The organism is Pseudomonas putida (assembly GCF_026625125.1).
Taxonomy (GTDB): Bacteria; Pseudomonadota; Gammaproteobacteria; order Pseudomonadales; family Pseudomonadaceae; genus Aquipseudomonas; species Aquipseudomonas putida_X.
This window is the reverse complement of record NZ_CP113097.1, coordinates 1,690,784-1,706,757: the sequence shown is the minus strand read 5'-3', so window position 1 is coordinate 1,706,757 and position 15,974 is coordinate 1,690,784. Positions and strand designations below refer to the sequence as shown.

Below are 15,974 nucleotides of genomic sequence, written 5' to 3'. Positions count from 1 at the left end.
AATTGAAAAGGGGCTCAGGGCGTTCGCGGCCCTGGCAGCAAGCGTTGCAGCTGGCTGTCGAACCAGTCGCAGAAAGCCGGCGTAGGCACCGCCTCCACGGCCAGGTACCACCAGTCATCGGCAGCGAAGGCCCGGCACTTCACCGCGTCCTTCTCGGTCATCACCAATGGCAGCGACGGGCTGAAAGCCAGGCTTTGCGCGCTGAACTGGGCGTGGTCGGCGAACGGATGCGGCACCGGCTGCCAGTTTAGCCCCAGCAGGGTGTTGAAGAAACGTTGCGGGTTGCCGATACCGGCCACCGCATGCAGGCGCTGGCCAGGAGGAAAGAAGTCGAGCGCGCGGCGCTCTCCACTGCGCAGGTTGACCAGCGCACTGGGTTGCAGACGAAAAGCGAAGCCCTCGGGGCGATCGACAGTGGCGCCATTGAACAGCACCGCATCGGCCTCTTGCAGGCGCTCGGCAGGCTCGCGCAGAGGGCCGGCCGGCAGGCAGCGGCCATTGCCCAGGCCACGCGCAGCATCGATCAGCACCAGCTCCAGGTCGCGCGCCAGGCGATAGTGCTGCATACCGTCGTCACACAGGATCAGGTCCAACGGCTCGCTGGCCAGCAATGCCTGCACGGCGCGGGAGCGGTCGGGGTCGATCATCAGCGGCACACCCGTGCGCTGAACGATCAGCAAAGGCTCATCGCCGGCCTGCTCGGCACGCTGCGAGGCTTCGACACGCCAGGGCAACCGAGGCGGTTTTGCACCGTAGCCGCGGCTGACCACCCCCACCCTCAGCCCCTGGCGTCGGCAATGCTCGATCAACCAGAGGATCATCGGCGTCTTGCCGGTGCCACCAATGGTGATGTTGCCCACTACGATGACCGGCACCGGGGCGCGGTAGCTGGCGCTTTCGCCACTGAGAAACCGCGCGCGCTTGCGCGTCACCACCCGCCGGTAAAGCGCTTCGAGCGGGCGCAGCAGGGCAAGGGCCGGATGCCCGGCGTACCAGGCGGCTAGCAGACGGTCGGCGAGCGCCATCAAGGTGTCCCCTGGGCAGCCTCGACGGTGGTCATGCGCAGGTGGCTGAAACCGAGCTTGCCGGCGGCATCCATCGCAGTGATCACGGCCTGGTGCGGGGTCTTGCCGTCGGCGCTGATGGCCAGCGGCAGCGTGTTGTCACCGCCCGACTCGCGCTGGATCGCCTCGGTCAGGGTGGCCAGGTCGCTCTTGGGCAACAGGTGGTTGTTCACCGAATACACGCCATCGGCACTGATGGTGACCTCCACCAGCTTTTCCGGGTCTGCGCCTGGCTGTTCGGCGCTGACGGCCTCAGGCAGCTCCACACGCAGCTGGGTCTCACGGGTGAAGGTGGTGGTGACCACGAAGAACAGCAGCAGGACGAACACCACGTCGATCAACGACGCCAGGTTGATGTCAACGTTCTCCCGCTGGCGATTGCGCCGGAACTTCACGCCTTGCCTCCGGCCACTTCGACTTCACGGTCGCCCTGGATGACCTCCACCAGCTTGATTGCCTCCTGCTCCATGCCCACCACCAGTTCGTCGATGCGGCGCAGCAGGAAACGGTGGAAGAACACGGCCGGGATGCCGACCATCAGGCCAGCCGCCGTAGTGACCAGCGCCTTGGAAATACCACTGGCCAGCACGGCCGCATTGGCGGTCATCTGCGTCCCCATGAAGGCGCTGAAGATATCGATCATGCCCAGTACGGTACCGAGCAGGCCAAGCAGCGGGGCCATCGCGGCGATGGTACCGAGCGTGCTGATGTAGCGCTCCAGTTCGTGGATGACCCGCGAGGCCGACTCCTCGATGCACTCTTTCATGATTTCACGGCCATGGCGCGAGTTGGCCAGGCCCGCAGCGAGGATCTCACCCAGCGGCGAATCGGCGCGCAGGGCCTTGAGCTTGTCACTGGTGAGTTGCTTGTCCTTGATCCACATCCATACCTGGCCCAGCAGGTGTGGCGGGGTAACGCGGCTGGCGCGCAGGGTCCACAGGCGCTCGACGACGATAGCCATGGCAGCGATGGAGCTCAGAATGATCGGCAGCATCATCCAACCACCGGACTTGACCAATTCCCACACAGTAAACGCCCCCTCGGAAAAAGGCCGCCACTCTAACATAGGCGCGCCGGGGGCTCATCTGCCGAAGGTCAGGGAATTGCGTGGGGGTATGCCCCCCTACTGCGCCAAAAGCGTCGTTGCCCCCGTACGCCCTCCACTTCGCCACGGCTTCCCAACATCAACCGCAACGCCCCCTCCACCGCCGTATCGTGAATGGCCAGCCCATGCCGCCGATACCGCTCGAGCACCTGCACATGCGGATGCCCGAAACCGTTGTTACGCCCGCGCGAAATCAGCACCCCGCGCGGCGCCGTGGCGCGGATGAATGCCTCGGTCGAGGAACTGCGGCTGCCATGGTGCGGCGACTGCAGCCAATCGATACGTGGCGCGGCGTGGTCCGCCAACCATGCGCGCTCGGCCCCCGCCTCCATATCGCCTGCCAATAGCAGCCGCTCTCCCTGCGCCTCGACCAGCAGCACGCACGAGCGGTCGTTGCTGCTCTGCCCTTGGGCCCAATGCCACAGCGAAAAGCGCACCCCATCCCATTCCCACTGCTCACCACGCGTACACGGCTGCAGGGCAAGGTCCTCCAGCGCTTCGCCGCCCAGCGCACGCACCACCGGCAACCCACGGTTCACGGCCGGTGCGCCACCGGCATGGTCGGCATGGGCATGGCTGACGAGCATGATGTCCAGGCGCTTGACGCCCAGCTTGTGCAAAGTGGGCAACACCACCCGCTCACCCAGATCACTATCGCCCCGCGCAGGCCCGGCGTCGTAGAGCAGGCTGTGATGTTGGGTGCGCAGCAAGACCGCCAAGCCCTGCCCGACATCCAGCTGCCAGACTTCCACCTGCCCAGGGGGCACAGCTTCCCTGGGCACCCACAACGCCAGCAGCAGGGTCCCGCCCAGGCTGCGCAGGGGCACGCCGGACGGCAGCAGCACCAGCAACGCCCCCAGGCAGACCATCAGCCAGGCCCAGGTCGGCAACGCAGGCGGTAGCCATGCCGGGCGCCAGTCCGCTACCCACGCCAGCGACCGGAACAAGACGTCCAAGAGCCCACCTGCCAGCCACAACAGGCCTTCACCTACCCCTGCCAACGGCAGCAGCAAGGTCCCAAGCAGCGCCAAAGGCAATACCGCCAGGCTGATCCAGGGTACTGCCAGCAAGTTGGCCAATGGCGCACTCAGGCTGACCGGCAAACCGGTGGCGATCAATACCGGCAGCAGGCCGATGGCGATCACCCACTGGGCGCGGGTCCACCCTTGCCAGGGCCGCCACCTGCCAAGACGCGAACTGAAGCAGTAGACCAGGGTCGCCACTGCCGCGAACGACAGCCAGAAACCAGGCAACAGCGGGGCCAGGGGCTCGGCCAGCAGCACCCCGGTGAGCGCCAGCAGCAAAGGGAACAGCGCCCCAAGATGGCGAAAGCGCAGGCGCCAGAGCAAGACCACGGCCAGCATCAGGCAGGCGCGCTGCACCGGCACCCCCGCACCGGCCAGCCAGCCATAGGCCAGCGCCGCGCCCAGGGCCAGGCCACATGCACACGGCAACCAGGGTAGAGCCGCAGGCCACAGGCCCCGGCGCGCCAGGCCGGCGACCAGGGCGTAGAGCAAGCCGGCGACCAGGCCGATGTGCTGCCCCGAAATCACCAACAGGTGGACTGTGCCCGTGGCCTGCAGCGCTTGCCAGTCCTCGCGGGCCAAGCCGGCGCCATCACCGAGCACCAGCGCGACGAGGGCAGCTTCCCGGCCATGGGCAGCGACACTCAACAAGCGCTGGCGCAGAGCGTCACGCCAGCCCGGCTGCGCGGCATCCAGCACATGGCCGGCCTTGACCGTGCCAGTGGCACCGATGCGCCTGGCCAACAACTGTGCCTCCCGGTCCGGACCGTGCGGGTTGAGCAGCCCGGCCGGGCGCTGCAGGGTAGCGGCCAGGCGCCAGCGCTCGCCAGCACGCAGCGGTGGGCCATCGAACCAATGCAATTGCAGGCGCTGGGGCAACGCAGCGCGGCGCGAGCGCGGTTGCTCCAGCTCAAAGCGCACCCCACGCGCCGTGTGGGTCGGCAAGCCGACCACCCGGCCCTCCAGCCACAGCGTACGGCCATCCAGGCCAGAGGCCAGGCGGTCATCCAGTGCCTGCTGCGCCGACCAGCAAGCCCAGCACAGCCCCAGCGCAAAGCAACCCAGCGGCCAAAGGCGTGTGCACAGGCAAAGCAGGCCGCCACCGAGCAGCAGCCACAGCCACCCGACCGATGGCAATTGGGGAACAATACCCAGGCACAACAGCCCGAGCGCCAGCGCAAACATCCCTGTGCGCATGAGTTAGAGCTCCGGAAACCGAATGACCCACTCAGGCATAGACGAAAAGACGCCGAGGCTCGCTCAACAATTGTCACAAACTCTGAACGAGGCTGAGATGGAATCAAGGCATACTTGCGTGATGACCGCTCGGGGAGCCTACATGCCGCGCCGCCTTTTCAAACGCTACATGCCGGATCCGACCAGCATTCGGGAACACAAGTCCTTACGCTTTTTCGGCAAGTTGCTGCATGACCCGAATCTTTGGCACCTGAACCGCCACTCGGTGGCCCGGGCCATGGGCGTGGGCCTGTTCGCGGCACTGATTCCCGTCCCCATGCAGATGCTGCTGGCCGCTGCGCTGGCGATCCCGGTGCGTGGCAACCTGCCGATCGCCGTCAGCCTGGTATGGCTGACCAACCCCCTGACCATGCCACCGGTATTTTTCGTCACCTACATGACCGGCGCCTGGTTGCTGGGCACACCGCCGCGCAGCCTGCCCGACGACCTCACCTTCGAATGGATCACCGACCAGCTGGCAACGCTATGGCAGCCGTTCCTGCTGGGCTCGGTGGTGTGCGGTGTGGTGCTGGGCATCGTCGCCTGGTTCACCACCCTGTTGTACTGGCGCTGGTGGATTGGCCGGCAATGGCGCCGGCGCAAGCTCAGGGCCTCAGGCGCGCATGCCGCGGCCGCTGACCAGCAGGCGAACGCACAGTGCATAGAGCACCGCAGTGGCGACCAGCATGAAGGTGATCGCCGTACCAATGCTGATATCCGACACCCCTAGGATGCCGTAGCGGAACGAGTTGACCATGTGCAGCACCGGGTTGGCCAGCGACACGGTCTGCCAGAACGGCGGCAGCAGGTTGATCGAATAGAACACCCCGCCCAGGTAGGTCAGCGGCGTCAGCACGAAGGTCGGGATGATCGAGATGTCGTCGAAGTTGCGTGCAAACACAGCGTTGACGAAGCCCAGCAGCGAGAAGATGGTGGCCGTCAGCAACACCACGACCACGGTCACACCCAAGTGGTGCACCTGCAGGTCGGTAAAGAACATCGACAGGATGGTCACGATCACCCCGACCGCCAGCCCGCGCAGCACGCCACCCAGCACATAGCCGACGAGAATCGTGTGCGGCGACACCGGCGACACCATCAGCTCTTCAATCGAGCGCTGGAACTTGCTGCCGAAGAAGCTCGACACCACGTTGCCGTAGGAGTTGGTGATCACCGACATCATGATCAGCCCCGGCACGATGTACTGCATGTAGGTGAAACCACCCATGTCGCCGATCTGCCGGCCAATCAGGTTACCGAAGATGACGAAGTACAGCACCATGGTAATGGCCGGGGGCAGCAAGGTTTGCGGCCAGATACGCAGGAAGCGCCGCACTTCGCGGTAGACGATGGTGTTCAGGGCGACCCAGTTGGTGCGCAGTTCCACACTCATACGGCCACCTTCGACAGGTTCTTTTCCACCAGTGACACAAACAGCTCCTCGAGTCGGTTGGTCTTGTTGCGCAGGCTCTGCACCTCGATGTTCTGCAGCGCCAGCTGAGCGAACAGCGCGGTGATGCCAATGTCCTTGTCCACTTGCACCTCAAGGCTGTGCGGGGTCAGCAGCCGGCACGGGTAGCCTTGCAGCACCGGCGCGCTGGCAAGGTCCTGCTTGATGTCGAGCACGAAGGTCTCCACATGCAGCTTGCCCAGCAACTGGCGCATGCTGGTGTTCTCGACGATGGTGCCGTGGTCGATGATGCCGATGTTACGGCACAGCTGTTCGGCTTCTTCCAGGTAGTGGGTGGTCAGGATGATGGTGATGCCCTTCTGGTTGAGCTCGGTGAGGAAGCTCCACATCGACCGACGCAGCTCGATGTCCACCCCTGCGGTCGGTTCATCGAGGATCAGCAGGCGTGGCTCGTGGATCAACGCCCGGGCGATCATCAGCCGGCGCTTCATGCCGCCGGACAACGAGCGCGACTGGACATCGCGCTTGTCCCACAACCCCAGCTGGGTCAGGTACTGTTCAGCGCGCTCTTTGGCCAGTTTTGGCGGGATACCGTAATAGCCGGCCTGGGTGACCACGATATCGAAGGTCTTCTCGAACTGGTTGAAGTTGAACTCCTGCGGCACCACCCCCAGGCAGCGCTTGAGCGCAGCAGGCTCACGATCCAGGTCGTGGCCGAACACGTTCACCGTGCCAGTGGTCTTGTTGACCAGCGTCGAGAGGATGCCGATGGTGGTGGATTTACCGGCGCCGTTGGGGCCGAGCAAGGCGAAGAAGTCACCTTCGGCGACGTCCAGGTCGATCCCTTTAAGGGCCTGGAAGCCATTACCGTAGGTTTTGGTCAACTGTCGGATGGACAGGGCAGAACTCATAGCGGGTCACGTACCGAGTGAAAAGGTCAGGACACGCCAGGGCAATTCACTGGCGCAGTGAGTGCGGCCATGGTGCAAGGCCAGGCCGCACAAGTACAGTTACATGTATTGATAGTGACTATCGAAGCAGGTTCAGGTCAGTGCCGTCATTACCGCTGCCTGATAGGCCGGGCGCTGCTTGAGGCGCTCATACCAGGCTTGCAGATGGTGCATGGCCGGGCGCTCGATGGGCATTTCGAACCAGGCATAGACGAAACAACCCAGTGGGATGTCGCCCATGCCGATCTGGTCACCTGAGAGGTACGGCTGGTGCGCCAGGGTTTGATCGGCGATCGACAGCAATTGCGCGCACTGTTTTTGCGCGGCATTGATCGCTACCCAGTCGCGCTGGTCTTCCGGCGTGCGCAGCAGGCCCCAGAACAGCGGACGGAACGGGGTGGCCAACGACGACGTGGTCCAGTCCATCCATTTGTCGGCCAGGGCGCGCTGGCGCGGGTCGTTCAGGTACCAGCCTTGTTCGGCTCCATATTCGGCACACAGGTAACGGACGATGGTGTTGGATTCCCACAGCACCAGGTCGCCATCCTCGAGCATGGGCACCAGGCCATTGGGGTTGAGGGCGCGGTAGTGCGGCTCGTCGACCACACCGAAGGCGCCGCCGGCGTCGATGGACTGGAAATCCAGGCCCAGTTCGTGGGCGATCCACAGCGCCTTGCGCACATTGCTCGAATTCTTGCGGCCCCAGATCTTCAGCATGGCAACGTCCTTATGAGATGCAAAGGGGACACAGTCTACTCCAGACCTTCGTTACCTGTACCGGCGCTGGCACGCAATGAACTGAAACTCCCACCGCCACACCCTGTCACTGTTCTGACCCTGCCGTTCACAGCATTGCGTCTAAGCTGTCTGGGACGGCTCAAGCCCCTGGTTCCAAGGAGGACCGATTATGTTGCTGTTGTGGTTGGTAGTGCTGGTGATCGGCGCGGCATACCTCACGCACCGGCGCCTGGCGCCCTTGCAGATTCTTGGCATCATGGCGGCCTATGTGCTGCTGATGGGCATTTTCAGCAGTGCGCCCGGCTGGCTGCTGGCGCTGATCTGGGTGGTGCTCGCCCTCAAGGTCGCGCTGGTGGTGCTGCCCGAATGGCGGCGCAAGGTGCTCAGCGGCCCGGTGTTCCGCTGGTTCCAGCGCACCTTGCCGCCCATGTCGCAAACCGAGCGCGAAGCCATCGATGCCGGCACGGTCTGGTGGGACGGCGAACTGTTCAGCGGCCGCCCAGACTGGCGCACCCTGCTGGCCTACCCGGCGCCGAAGCTGACCGACGAAGAGCAGGCATTCATCGATGGGCCCACGGAAGAGCTGTGCGCCATGGTCAGCGACTGGCAGATCGGCCAGGACCTGGACCTGCCGCCGGAGGCCTGGCAGCACATCAAGCAGAACGGCTTCTTCGCCTTGATCATCCCCAAGGAGTACGGCGGCAAGGGCTTCTCCGCCCACGCGCACTCGCAGGTGGCGATGAAACTGGCCACCCGCAGCGGCGACCTGGCGTCCACGGTAATGGTACCCAACTCGCTGGGCCCGGCCGAACTGCTGCTGCACTACGGCACCGATGAACAGCGCAATCACTACCTGCCACGGCTTGCGCGCGGCGACGAGATTCCCTGCTTCGCCCTGACCGGCCCGCTAGCCGGCTCCGACGCTGGCGCCATGCCCGACACCGGCATCATCTGCAAGGGCCAGTGGAACGGTGAAGAGGTGCTGGGCCTGCGCCTGAATTGGGAAAAGCGCTACATCACCCTGGGCCCTGTGGCGACCTTGCTGGGCCTGGCCTTCAAGGCCTACGACCCCGACCACCTGCTGGGCGACGAGGAAGAGCTGGGCATCAGCCTGGCCCTGATCCCTACCGACACACCCGGGGTGGAGATCGGCAAACGCCACCTGCCGCTAGGTGCAGCCTTCATGAATGGCCCCAACAGCGGCAAGGACGTGTTCGTGCCGTTGGACATGCTGATCGGCGGCCAGGCCATGCTCGGCAAGGGCTGGATGATGTTGATGAACTGCCTGTCGGTGGGGCGCTCCATTTCCCTGCCGGCAGTCGGTACGGGCGCCGCCAAGTACACCAGCCTGGTCACCGGCCAGTACGCGAACATTCGCGAGCAGTTCAACGTACCACTGGCAGCGTTCGAGGGTATTCAGGAGTCGCTGGCACGCATCGGCGGCAACGCCTGGCTGATGGACAGCGCGCGTCTGTTGACGGCCAAGGCCGTGGACCTGGGCGAGAAGCCGTCGGTGCTGTCGGCGATCCTCAAGTATCACCTGACTGAGCGCGGCCGCGAGTGCATCCAGCACGCCATGGACGTGCACGGCGGCAAGGGCATCATCATGGGCCCGAACAACTACCTGGGCCGTAACTGGCAAGGCGCGCCGATCTTCATCACGGTCGAAGGCGCCAATATCCTTTCGCGTAACCTGATGATCTTCGGCCAGGGCGCCATCCGCTGCCACCCCTTCGTGCTCAAGGAAATGGCCCTGGCCGGCCGCCAGGACCATGATCAGGCGCTGCGCGAGTTCGACGACTTGCTGATGAAGCACATCATGTTCGCCGCCGGCAACGCCGCCAGTACCCTGGTATACAACCTCGGGCTGGGGCGCCTGGAAAGCGTACCGGGCGATGCCCTGAGCCAGGGTTGCTTCCGCGCCCTCAACCGCCAGGCGGCAGCGTTCGCTTTGCTGGCAGACCTGTCAATGATGTTGCTCGGTGGTGCACTCAAACGCCGCGAGCGCCTGAGCGCAAGACTGGGTGATGTGCTCAGCTACCTGTACCTTTCCAGCGCAGCGCTCAAGCGCTACCACGATCTGGGCTCGCCCGAGCATATGCAGCCCTTGTTGCGCTGGGCCATGGAAGAAAGCCTGGGCCAGGCAGAGAAGGCACTGGACCGGCTGCTCGACAACTTCCCCAACCGCTTTGTCGGTTGCGCGTTGCGCGTGCTGGTGTTCCCGTTTGGCCGCCGCCATACCGGGCCGAGCGATGAACTGGATGCCGAGGTGGCGGCATTGATAGGCCGTAGCAAGGGTGACCCAGCCCTGGAAGAGCTGCTCGCCGGCTGCTTCCGGCCACACGCTGACGGTGATCCGGTAGCAGCGCTGCAACGGGCTTGCGAACTGCTGGATGAAGCAGCGCCGCTGCACAAGGCCCTGCACCAGGCAATCAAGGAGGGCAAGCTACAACCGGCACCTGGGGAGTCAGTGATCGATGCCGCCGTTCAGAGTGGGATATTGCAGCCTGGTGAAGGGCAACGGCTGCACGCGGCGGAACAGGCACGCCGGGACGTGATCGATGTGGATGCGTTCAGCAAGGAGCAGTTGCTACCGGAACACGGCAAGGTACGCTGACCTTAGATCGCGTGGTGGCTGGCTGGCTGGCGATAAGGCCAGCACAGCCACCACCATCCCCACCTTATCCCCAACCGGCGTATACTCCGCCCCCGTTTTTCACCACCCCGAGGACCACCCCCATGGCCAACCCCCATCTGGAATATCACCTGCACCTGCTGAACCACCTGCGCACGATACTGGTAGCCCTGGGTGAGGCCGACCAGGTACCGGAGGAAAGCCACGTCCTGTTCCTTGAACGTTTCGACGAATTGCTGGCCCTGCTGCCGCAAGACCCGCTGGAGAGCCAGTACCTGGGCCAGGACCTGATCTGCCAGGTGATCCAGCGCTACCCGCAAATTGCCCACCTGGTTCCGCGTGACCTGCTCTGGTTCTTCGCTGGCGATTGCCTGCACTTCATGCCGGATGAAGAATTGGCCCTGTACCAGCAACTGGAAGAGCAGCGTTACGAAGCAGAGCGCGACGGCAGGCCGTTCGACTGGCACGCGCAAAAACAGGCACTGGCGCAGGCCGCCGCTGCGCAGTGAGCGGTGACGGCAGCGGTAACAAACAAGCTGTTCGCTTAGCCATTGCACCCCGGCATTGCGACTAAATCCTACAGATCCAGCTCGAGATCCCGCATAGCTTTATGCCTGTCGTGTTCATCTCCGCTCGCCGGGCGTTGTGCACGACTTACTAAAGCATATCCTAGGGAATACCAGATGAAACGTATCTATGCCGCACTGGCACTGGGTCTGATCGGCAATACAGCATTCGCCAGCAACATCATCAACTTCGAAGGCACTGTCTCAACAGGCGGCACGTGCCCTATCGACGTGGTCACGCCTGGCGGCCCGTCCTTGCCACAAATCCACCTGGGCGATTTCAGAACCGACGACTTCAAGGTCGTCGGCGACCAGACAGGACTGGTCAAGTTCGCGCTCCGGGTCGACCCAATGACCTGTACGATCGGCGCCGGCCAACAAGGTTACGTGACCTATAAGCCCAATTATGGGACCGACCCATCGGGCCAGATGTACGGCTTGCAAAGCGGCGTTGGCTACAGCAGTGGCCTGAGTCTCGTCATCTATGATGAAGACGGAGCTCCGGTAGAGCCGAACACCCAATCGAAGGGCTACCTCCTTAGCGATTCAGTACCCACCGACATGAACTTCATCACCCGCCTGCAAATGACCGAGCGCTCCGTGACCGAAGGCCACATCCGGACCAGTGTCAACTATCTGGTCGACATTCGCTGATCACATTCTACTTCGCAGGTGCGTATTCGCGCGCCTGCCCCCCGGAATCGCTCACAGTACCGCCATGCCCACACTCAAGCCCTGCCTCGCCGCTATCATCACACTCGCGCTGTACCTGTCGCCCGCTGCCGCGCAGGCAGCACTTACCATCAGTACCACTCGCATCGTTCTGCCCAGTAACAAACAGAGCAGCACGGTGGTGGTCGCCAACCCCAGCAAGTCCACCTACGCCGTTCAGGCCTGGGTCAACACCGAGCAGGACGACACCACCACCGCAGTACCCTTGGTCGCTTCGCCCGCCCTTTTCCGGCTCGACCCAGGCAGCCAGCAGACGGTTCAGATCAACAACCTCCCCAATCAGCTACCGGAGGATCGCGAGTCGCTGTTTTTCTTCAATGCCCAGGAAATCCCTCAACAACGCGATGAGGATGCGGCCCAAAACAGCCTGACCATTGCCCTGCGCACCCGCATCAAGCTGTTCTATCGACCTGCAGCGCTCTCAGGCAAGCCCGAGCAGCAGCTGGCCGACCTCAAGTGGAGCCTGCAGACCGACCAGGGCACAACCTATGTTGTGGTCGATAACCCGACTGCGTTTCACTACACCTTTGGCCGCCTGGAACTGACGGTCGCAGGCCAGACCGAGCGCCTGGAAGCGCGTGAAATGGTGGCGCCCATGTCGCGCCAGCGCTACGCGGTGGCCTCTCACAAGGTCAACAGCCCGGCGAGCCTGCTTTTTACCACCATCAATGACTTCGGTGGCGCTACCCCTGAAATAACGCAGGCGTTAACGCCTGTCGACGCGCTGGAACGTTAAGCTCACTTGCGTGAAGGTGGGTGTTTGAGGCCAGCTTTGCCCTTGATCAAAACTGAGCCAAACCATCAGAATTATCGTAACACCCGATACCAGCTGGTCAAAAAACGCGCGCGGTACCTTGTATTCCCCGGCCATGCCAAGGCCCAGTTGCACCTCTTGCGACGTGATGGCATGGGCACTGAGAACCGCGCAGCTTTTATTCCCACCGTGCACCTCGATGGTCACCCGTTGGTCGGTATGCATCTTGGGCCAACTCACGATCCGGATGTCAGGTTCCGGCGTGTCTTCGCCGAACTTGAATATGCCGCCTGTCAAGTCAGCAAACGTGGGGGTGGGCAGATACGATGGCGGGAACGGGATGACATTCAGGTTGCGCGGGCTGGACTGCAGAAGCACATCCTCGCCGACCTCGACCTCGTAATACACCGGTATGACCTTACCGCTCATGTTGACGACCCGCCGTGCTGGAACCGTGAATGAGCGGATGCTCGGCTGGCCGGGAATACAGAGGCTGCCATTGAGGCCTGGCTCCCCCCAGCGCAATGCGAATGGCTCATCTGGGCCAATCTGCGCCGATTCAGGCAACTCGACAGCGATAGAGGCACCAAGGTCGGCAAGCTTGAGCTCGACACGTTGCCCTGTACCTAGCGCATCCGGGATCTCCGGCCATTCATACTCGCGCGGCAAAGGCTGAGCTTTGACCGTCAAGGTGGCCCGGCGGGCCTCGCTGCTGGGGTTGCCTGCACGATCCAGCACCTGATACCAGGCATAACGCGCCCCGTCGCCTCTTTCGCGAATGAGCGCCCCGGAGAACTCGATGAGCAAAGGCCCGCCGAGCTCATCGGCACGGACCTCGCGGCGTTCCACCTCATCCGGCTCAAATGCTAGGGTGTCCCAGTACCAGATCAATGTATCGCCAGCGTATGGCTGATCGTACAAAGGAACATGGGCCACCAGCCGGTCATCATGGGCTTTCAGGTAGGCCTCTGTCACCTCAGGGCCGGCCAGGTCGGGAAACACCAGGGCATCCTGAGGTGCCAGCGCTGGTGGGGTTTTGTCGATGGTCAAGGCCAGGGGGGCAGAACTGTCTTCGTTCTGGTTGTAGAACACTACATGGTAGGTCACCGCCACATCACCTTCATGAAGATGCGCCACGGGCACCTCGAGAAACAGATCCTCCCCGTCCTCGAACGGTTTCTCGATAATTTTCTGATTCACTGCGACACCGTTCCACAGCAACGTCAGGATCTCGGGATTTTCCGGCGACGGCACTGACCCTGGCCACTTGGGCACATCGATGCGCAACGGAGTGCGCAATGAGTCAACGCTCAGGAGGTTGGGCTGCCCCCCTGGCAGGTTCGGCAGCATGTCAGGCGCGCTGGGCATCGGCAGGTTGCCTGACAGCTGATCGGAGTGCTTGGCTGGCATGGTTCGCCTCTCTGTTGTTCGCGGGTCAATCCTTGAAACGCAAAGGGGAGGGCTTTCGCCCTCCCCTTTGCACCTACCATGTGTAACGCACCCCGACATTCGCGCCCCATGGCTGCTCGATACGGTCGCCGTTGGCGTAGTCGAAATCGGCATGCAACTGCAATCGATCGTTCAGCGATACCGCCAAACCGGCCCCCAACTCACCCCGTGAGCCGGAGAGGTCGTTGTCGAAGCGATGATCGTTGACCTTCACATCGTTGTTACTGATGAACTCATGGGCATAGGCCAGACGCAGATAGGGTTGGATGAAGCGCCCATCGTTCAGGTCGATGGTCTTGCCCAAGGTGGCACCGGCTTTGCCCACCAATGACCGAGTATCGTCGCCACGCGCCTGCAGGCCATTGTCCAGGTGGTAGTCCTTGCCCTCGATCGAGGCCAGCGACCACTGGGTGTAGGGCTCGATGAAGTACCCGTCGGCAATTTCGAAGTGGCGGCCAAACTCCGCCGAAGCCCCCACGCCAAAGTTGTCGTAGTCCCCCTTGGTGCGCTGGCCGTCACTGAGCGTGACTTCGGAACTGTTGTCGAAACGGTTGGCCTTGAGTACGCCATCGAAGTAATAGCCAGTTTGCGCATCGAGCCAGGTGGTGTACAGGCCCAGGTAGTAACTCCTGACCTGCGCCGAGGCACCACGGGTCAGGTTCAGGTCAGAGTTGCTGTGGCCAGCGAGCACACCCACCTTCCACTGCCCATCGCCCCACGGCAACGGCGCATCGGCACCGACCGAGAAGCCCTGCTGGACCTGTTGGTAGGCACTGCCGGCGCTTGCCGAGACGTTGAACTTGTTACCGTAGGCGCGCACCCAGGCACCGGTGTTGCCCTCATCGCGGCGCAATTCGCCCATGCGACCGCGCAACGTGGTCAGCTCGCCATACCAAACGGTGGGCGCGGTATTGAACAGCGCCAGCACCGATGCAGTACCGGGGCTGATGATCTGCCGCGAGCCATCGAGATACCAATCGTTGCCACGCTGCACCAGCTCATAGGAAAACGCACCGACATCGACCGACCCATTGAGCAGGGAAAACGTCGCATCGCCAGCGCCAGCGTGCACCAGGTGCAACTGGTTTTCCGCTGCAGGTTCCGCCCCGCTGCTGCCCACCAGCAAGGTGTGGCTGCCGGTGGCCGTTCCGGTTACATCGAGAAAGTCGGTTTCGCCAGTGCTGAAGTCGGCATCCATGACGAAGGTGCCCTGGCCACTCAGGGTGCCAAGGGTCAAACGCTGGTAATCGTTCGCCTGGCCGAAGTGGACCGCACCGCCATTCATCGCCATGGCGCCTACGCTGCTGTCCTCGACCATGGTCCAACTGGCCTGGTTGTTCAAGGTCAGGCCATCGACATTTTCCAGGCGCCCCGTCAGGCTGGCCTGATTGTCCAGGCGCAGGTTGGCACTGGAGCCCTCCTCCACCCGCACATCACCCTGCAAGGCGCTGCCGTCGACTTGCATGTCCACATGCGAGCCGCCTTGCACCTCGAGAATGGCACCGTTGCTGCCCTGCAGCGAAGAACCAGGGCCAACCACGATGTCGGCATCAACTGCCTCGTAGCCATCTCCACCGACCACGATCGCCGAGCCATCCAGCCCTTGCACCCGAGTGCCGGCGAGGGTGATCTGGGTAGCACCGGGGAAGGCCGAATCACCGTTCACCTGCAAGCCTGCGCGCGCGCCGATCAAGGTGCTCTGCTCGGCCACCAAGGTCGAGTTGCCGAACATCCTGACGGCGCTGGAAGCGCCAGTACCGACCACGGTACTGCGCTCCAGCCGCAAAGCCGAGCCAGCGCTAACGCTGGCCCCCCCACGGGCACCTTCGATGTGACTGTCGCTGACCACAGCACTGGAACCACCGCTGGCTGTGCGCAACAGGCGCAAGCCGATACGCTCACTCACCACCTTGGAGTTGTCGCTGATGATGGCGTGCCCGCCTCGCTCCACACCGATGCCATCGCTGGTCGCGGTCACGCTGCTGCGCTGCAGGTTCAACCGGCCGTTCTCCCCTATCGAGATGTCTTGGGTACTAGCACCGTTGGCGTCGAGTTGGGCATCAGGCGCGACGAAATAACTGTCAGGCGCAGTGTCGCCATCGATGCTCAGTTGATCGTCGACGATGGTAGCCGCGCCGGCCGGCGCCGACAGTAAGAGCAAGGCTGAAGCCTTGAGCAAGGCGCTCGTCAGCGGCGACAGCGCATGAGTGCGGACAATGGTCATTAGAAACACCTTTGAATGCCGAAGGGAAAAGTTGACCCGAAGGCCCAAGGCGCACAAAGCTATACCCGCACTTCAGATTTGTTTG

Annotated in this window: 14 protein-coding genes; 5 read left to right on the top strand and 9 right to left on the bottom strand. The window is 63.1% G+C overall.

What is annotated here, in order from left to right:
• Positions 1 to 14: 14 nt before the first annotated feature.
• The 4 genes from lpxK to OSW16_RS07750 all read right to left on the bottom strand — a co-directional run bounded on the left by lpxK (position 15) and on the right by OSW16_RS07750 (position 4,391).
• Entirely contained in the window at positions 15 to 1,025 is a 1,011-nt protein-coding gene (lpxK, locus tag OSW16_RS07765) for a tetraacyldisaccharide 4'-kinase (RefSeq protein ID WP_267822055.1), read from the bottom strand.
• Complete coding sequence (locus OSW16_RS07760) at positions 1,025 to 1,459, bottom strand: ExbD/TolR family protein (protein ID WP_267822053.1); 435 nt, start codon at positions 1,457 to 1,459, stop codon at positions 1,025 to 1,027. Before OSW16_RS07760 ends, lpxK begins: the two co-directional genes overlap by 1 nt.
• The gene (locus OSW16_RS07755; RefSeq protein ID WP_241803021.1) at positions 1,456 to 2,091 is read right to left on the bottom strand and encodes a MotA/TolQ/ExbB proton channel family protein; all 636 of its coding nucleotides are present in this window, start codon (positions 2,089 to 2,091) and stop codon (positions 1,456 to 1,458) included. The genes OSW16_RS07760 and OSW16_RS07755 overlap by 4 nt, the downstream gene beginning before the upstream one ends.
• Before the next feature lie 68 nt (positions 2,092 to 2,159).
• On the bottom strand, positions 2,160 to 4,391 hold the full coding sequence (locus OSW16_RS07750) for a DNA internalization-related competence protein ComEC/Rec2 (protein ID WP_267822051.1): 2,232 nt from the start codon (positions 4,389 to 4,391) through the stop codon (positions 2,160 to 2,162).
• A 142-nt stretch (positions 4,392 to 4,533) separates the two neighbouring features.
• On the opposite strand from OSW16_RS07750, the gene OSW16_RS07745 reads away from it, so the two are divergent.
• A complete protein-coding gene (locus tag OSW16_RS07745) occupies positions 4,534 to 5,160 on the top strand; it encodes a DUF2062 domain-containing protein (RefSeq protein WP_267822049.1) in 627 nt (208 codons plus the stop codon).
• On the opposite strand, the gene OSW16_RS07740 is transcribed toward OSW16_RS07745, so the two are convergent.
• From OSW16_RS07740 to OSW16_RS07730, 3 genes are all read right to left on the bottom strand, one after another.
• Positions 5,044 to 5,823 (bottom strand): ABC transporter permease, encoded by a 780-nt coding sequence (locus OSW16_RS07740; protein ID WP_267822047.1) that lies wholly within the window; start codon positions 5,821 to 5,823, stop codon positions 5,044 to 5,046. The genes OSW16_RS07745 and OSW16_RS07740 overlap by 117 nt on opposite strands.
• Entirely contained in the window at positions 5,820 to 6,752 is a 933-nt protein-coding gene (locus OSW16_RS07735) for an ABC transporter ATP-binding protein (RefSeq protein ID WP_267822045.1), read from the bottom strand. Before OSW16_RS07735 ends, OSW16_RS07740 begins: the two co-directional genes overlap by 4 nt.
• A 132-nt stretch (positions 6,753 to 6,884) precedes the next feature.
• On the bottom strand, positions 6,885 to 7,508 hold the full coding sequence (locus OSW16_RS07730) for a glutathione S-transferase (RefSeq protein WP_267822043.1): 624 nt from the start codon (positions 7,506 to 7,508) through the stop codon (positions 6,885 to 6,887).
• 190 nt (positions 7,509 to 7,698) lie between these two features.
• On the opposite strand from OSW16_RS07730, the gene OSW16_RS07725 reads away from it, so the two are divergent.
• The 4 genes from OSW16_RS07725 (at position 7,699) to OSW16_RS07710 (ending at position 12,198) form a co-directional block, all read left to right on the top strand.
• Positions 7,699 to 10,146, top strand: a complete 2,448-nt coding sequence (locus tag OSW16_RS07725; protein WP_267822041.1) for an acyl-CoA dehydrogenase — start codon at positions 7,699 to 7,701, stop codon at positions 10,144 to 10,146.
• Positions 10,147 to 10,268: 122 nt separating this feature from the next.
• Entirely contained in the window at positions 10,269 to 10,673 is a 405-nt protein-coding gene (locus OSW16_RS07720) for a PA2817 family protein (RefSeq protein WP_241803014.1), read from the top strand.
• 174 nt (positions 10,674 to 10,847) lie between these two features.
• Complete coding sequence (locus OSW16_RS07715) at positions 10,848 to 11,384, top strand: fimbrial protein (protein ID WP_267822039.1); 537 nt, start codon at positions 10,848 to 10,850, stop codon at positions 11,382 to 11,384.
• A gap of 64 nt (positions 11,385 to 11,448) precedes the next feature.
• Positions 11,449 to 12,198 carry a molecular chaperone gene (locus OSW16_RS07710; protein WP_267822037.1) on the top strand — a complete coding sequence of 250 codons (750 nt, stop codon included), beginning with the start codon at positions 11,449 to 11,451 and terminating at the stop codon, positions 12,196 to 12,198.
• Here the strand turns inward: OSW16_RS07710 and OSW16_RS07705 are convergent.
• Together OSW16_RS07705 and OSW16_RS07700 are read right to left on the bottom strand one after the other, a co-directional pair.
• On the bottom strand, positions 12,169 to 13,626 hold the full coding sequence (locus OSW16_RS07705) for a hypothetical protein (protein WP_267822035.1): 1,458 nt from the start codon (positions 13,624 to 13,626) through the stop codon (positions 12,169 to 12,171). The two genes, OSW16_RS07710 and OSW16_RS07705, sit on opposite strands and share 30 nt — an antisense overlap.
• Positions 13,627 to 13,699: 73 nt before the next feature.
• A complete protein-coding gene (locus tag OSW16_RS07700) occupies positions 13,700 to 15,889 on the bottom strand; it encodes an autotransporter outer membrane beta-barrel domain-containing protein (RefSeq protein ID WP_267822033.1) in 2,190 nt (729 codons plus the stop codon).
• Between the last annotated feature and the right edge of the window lie 85 nt (positions 15,890 to 15,974).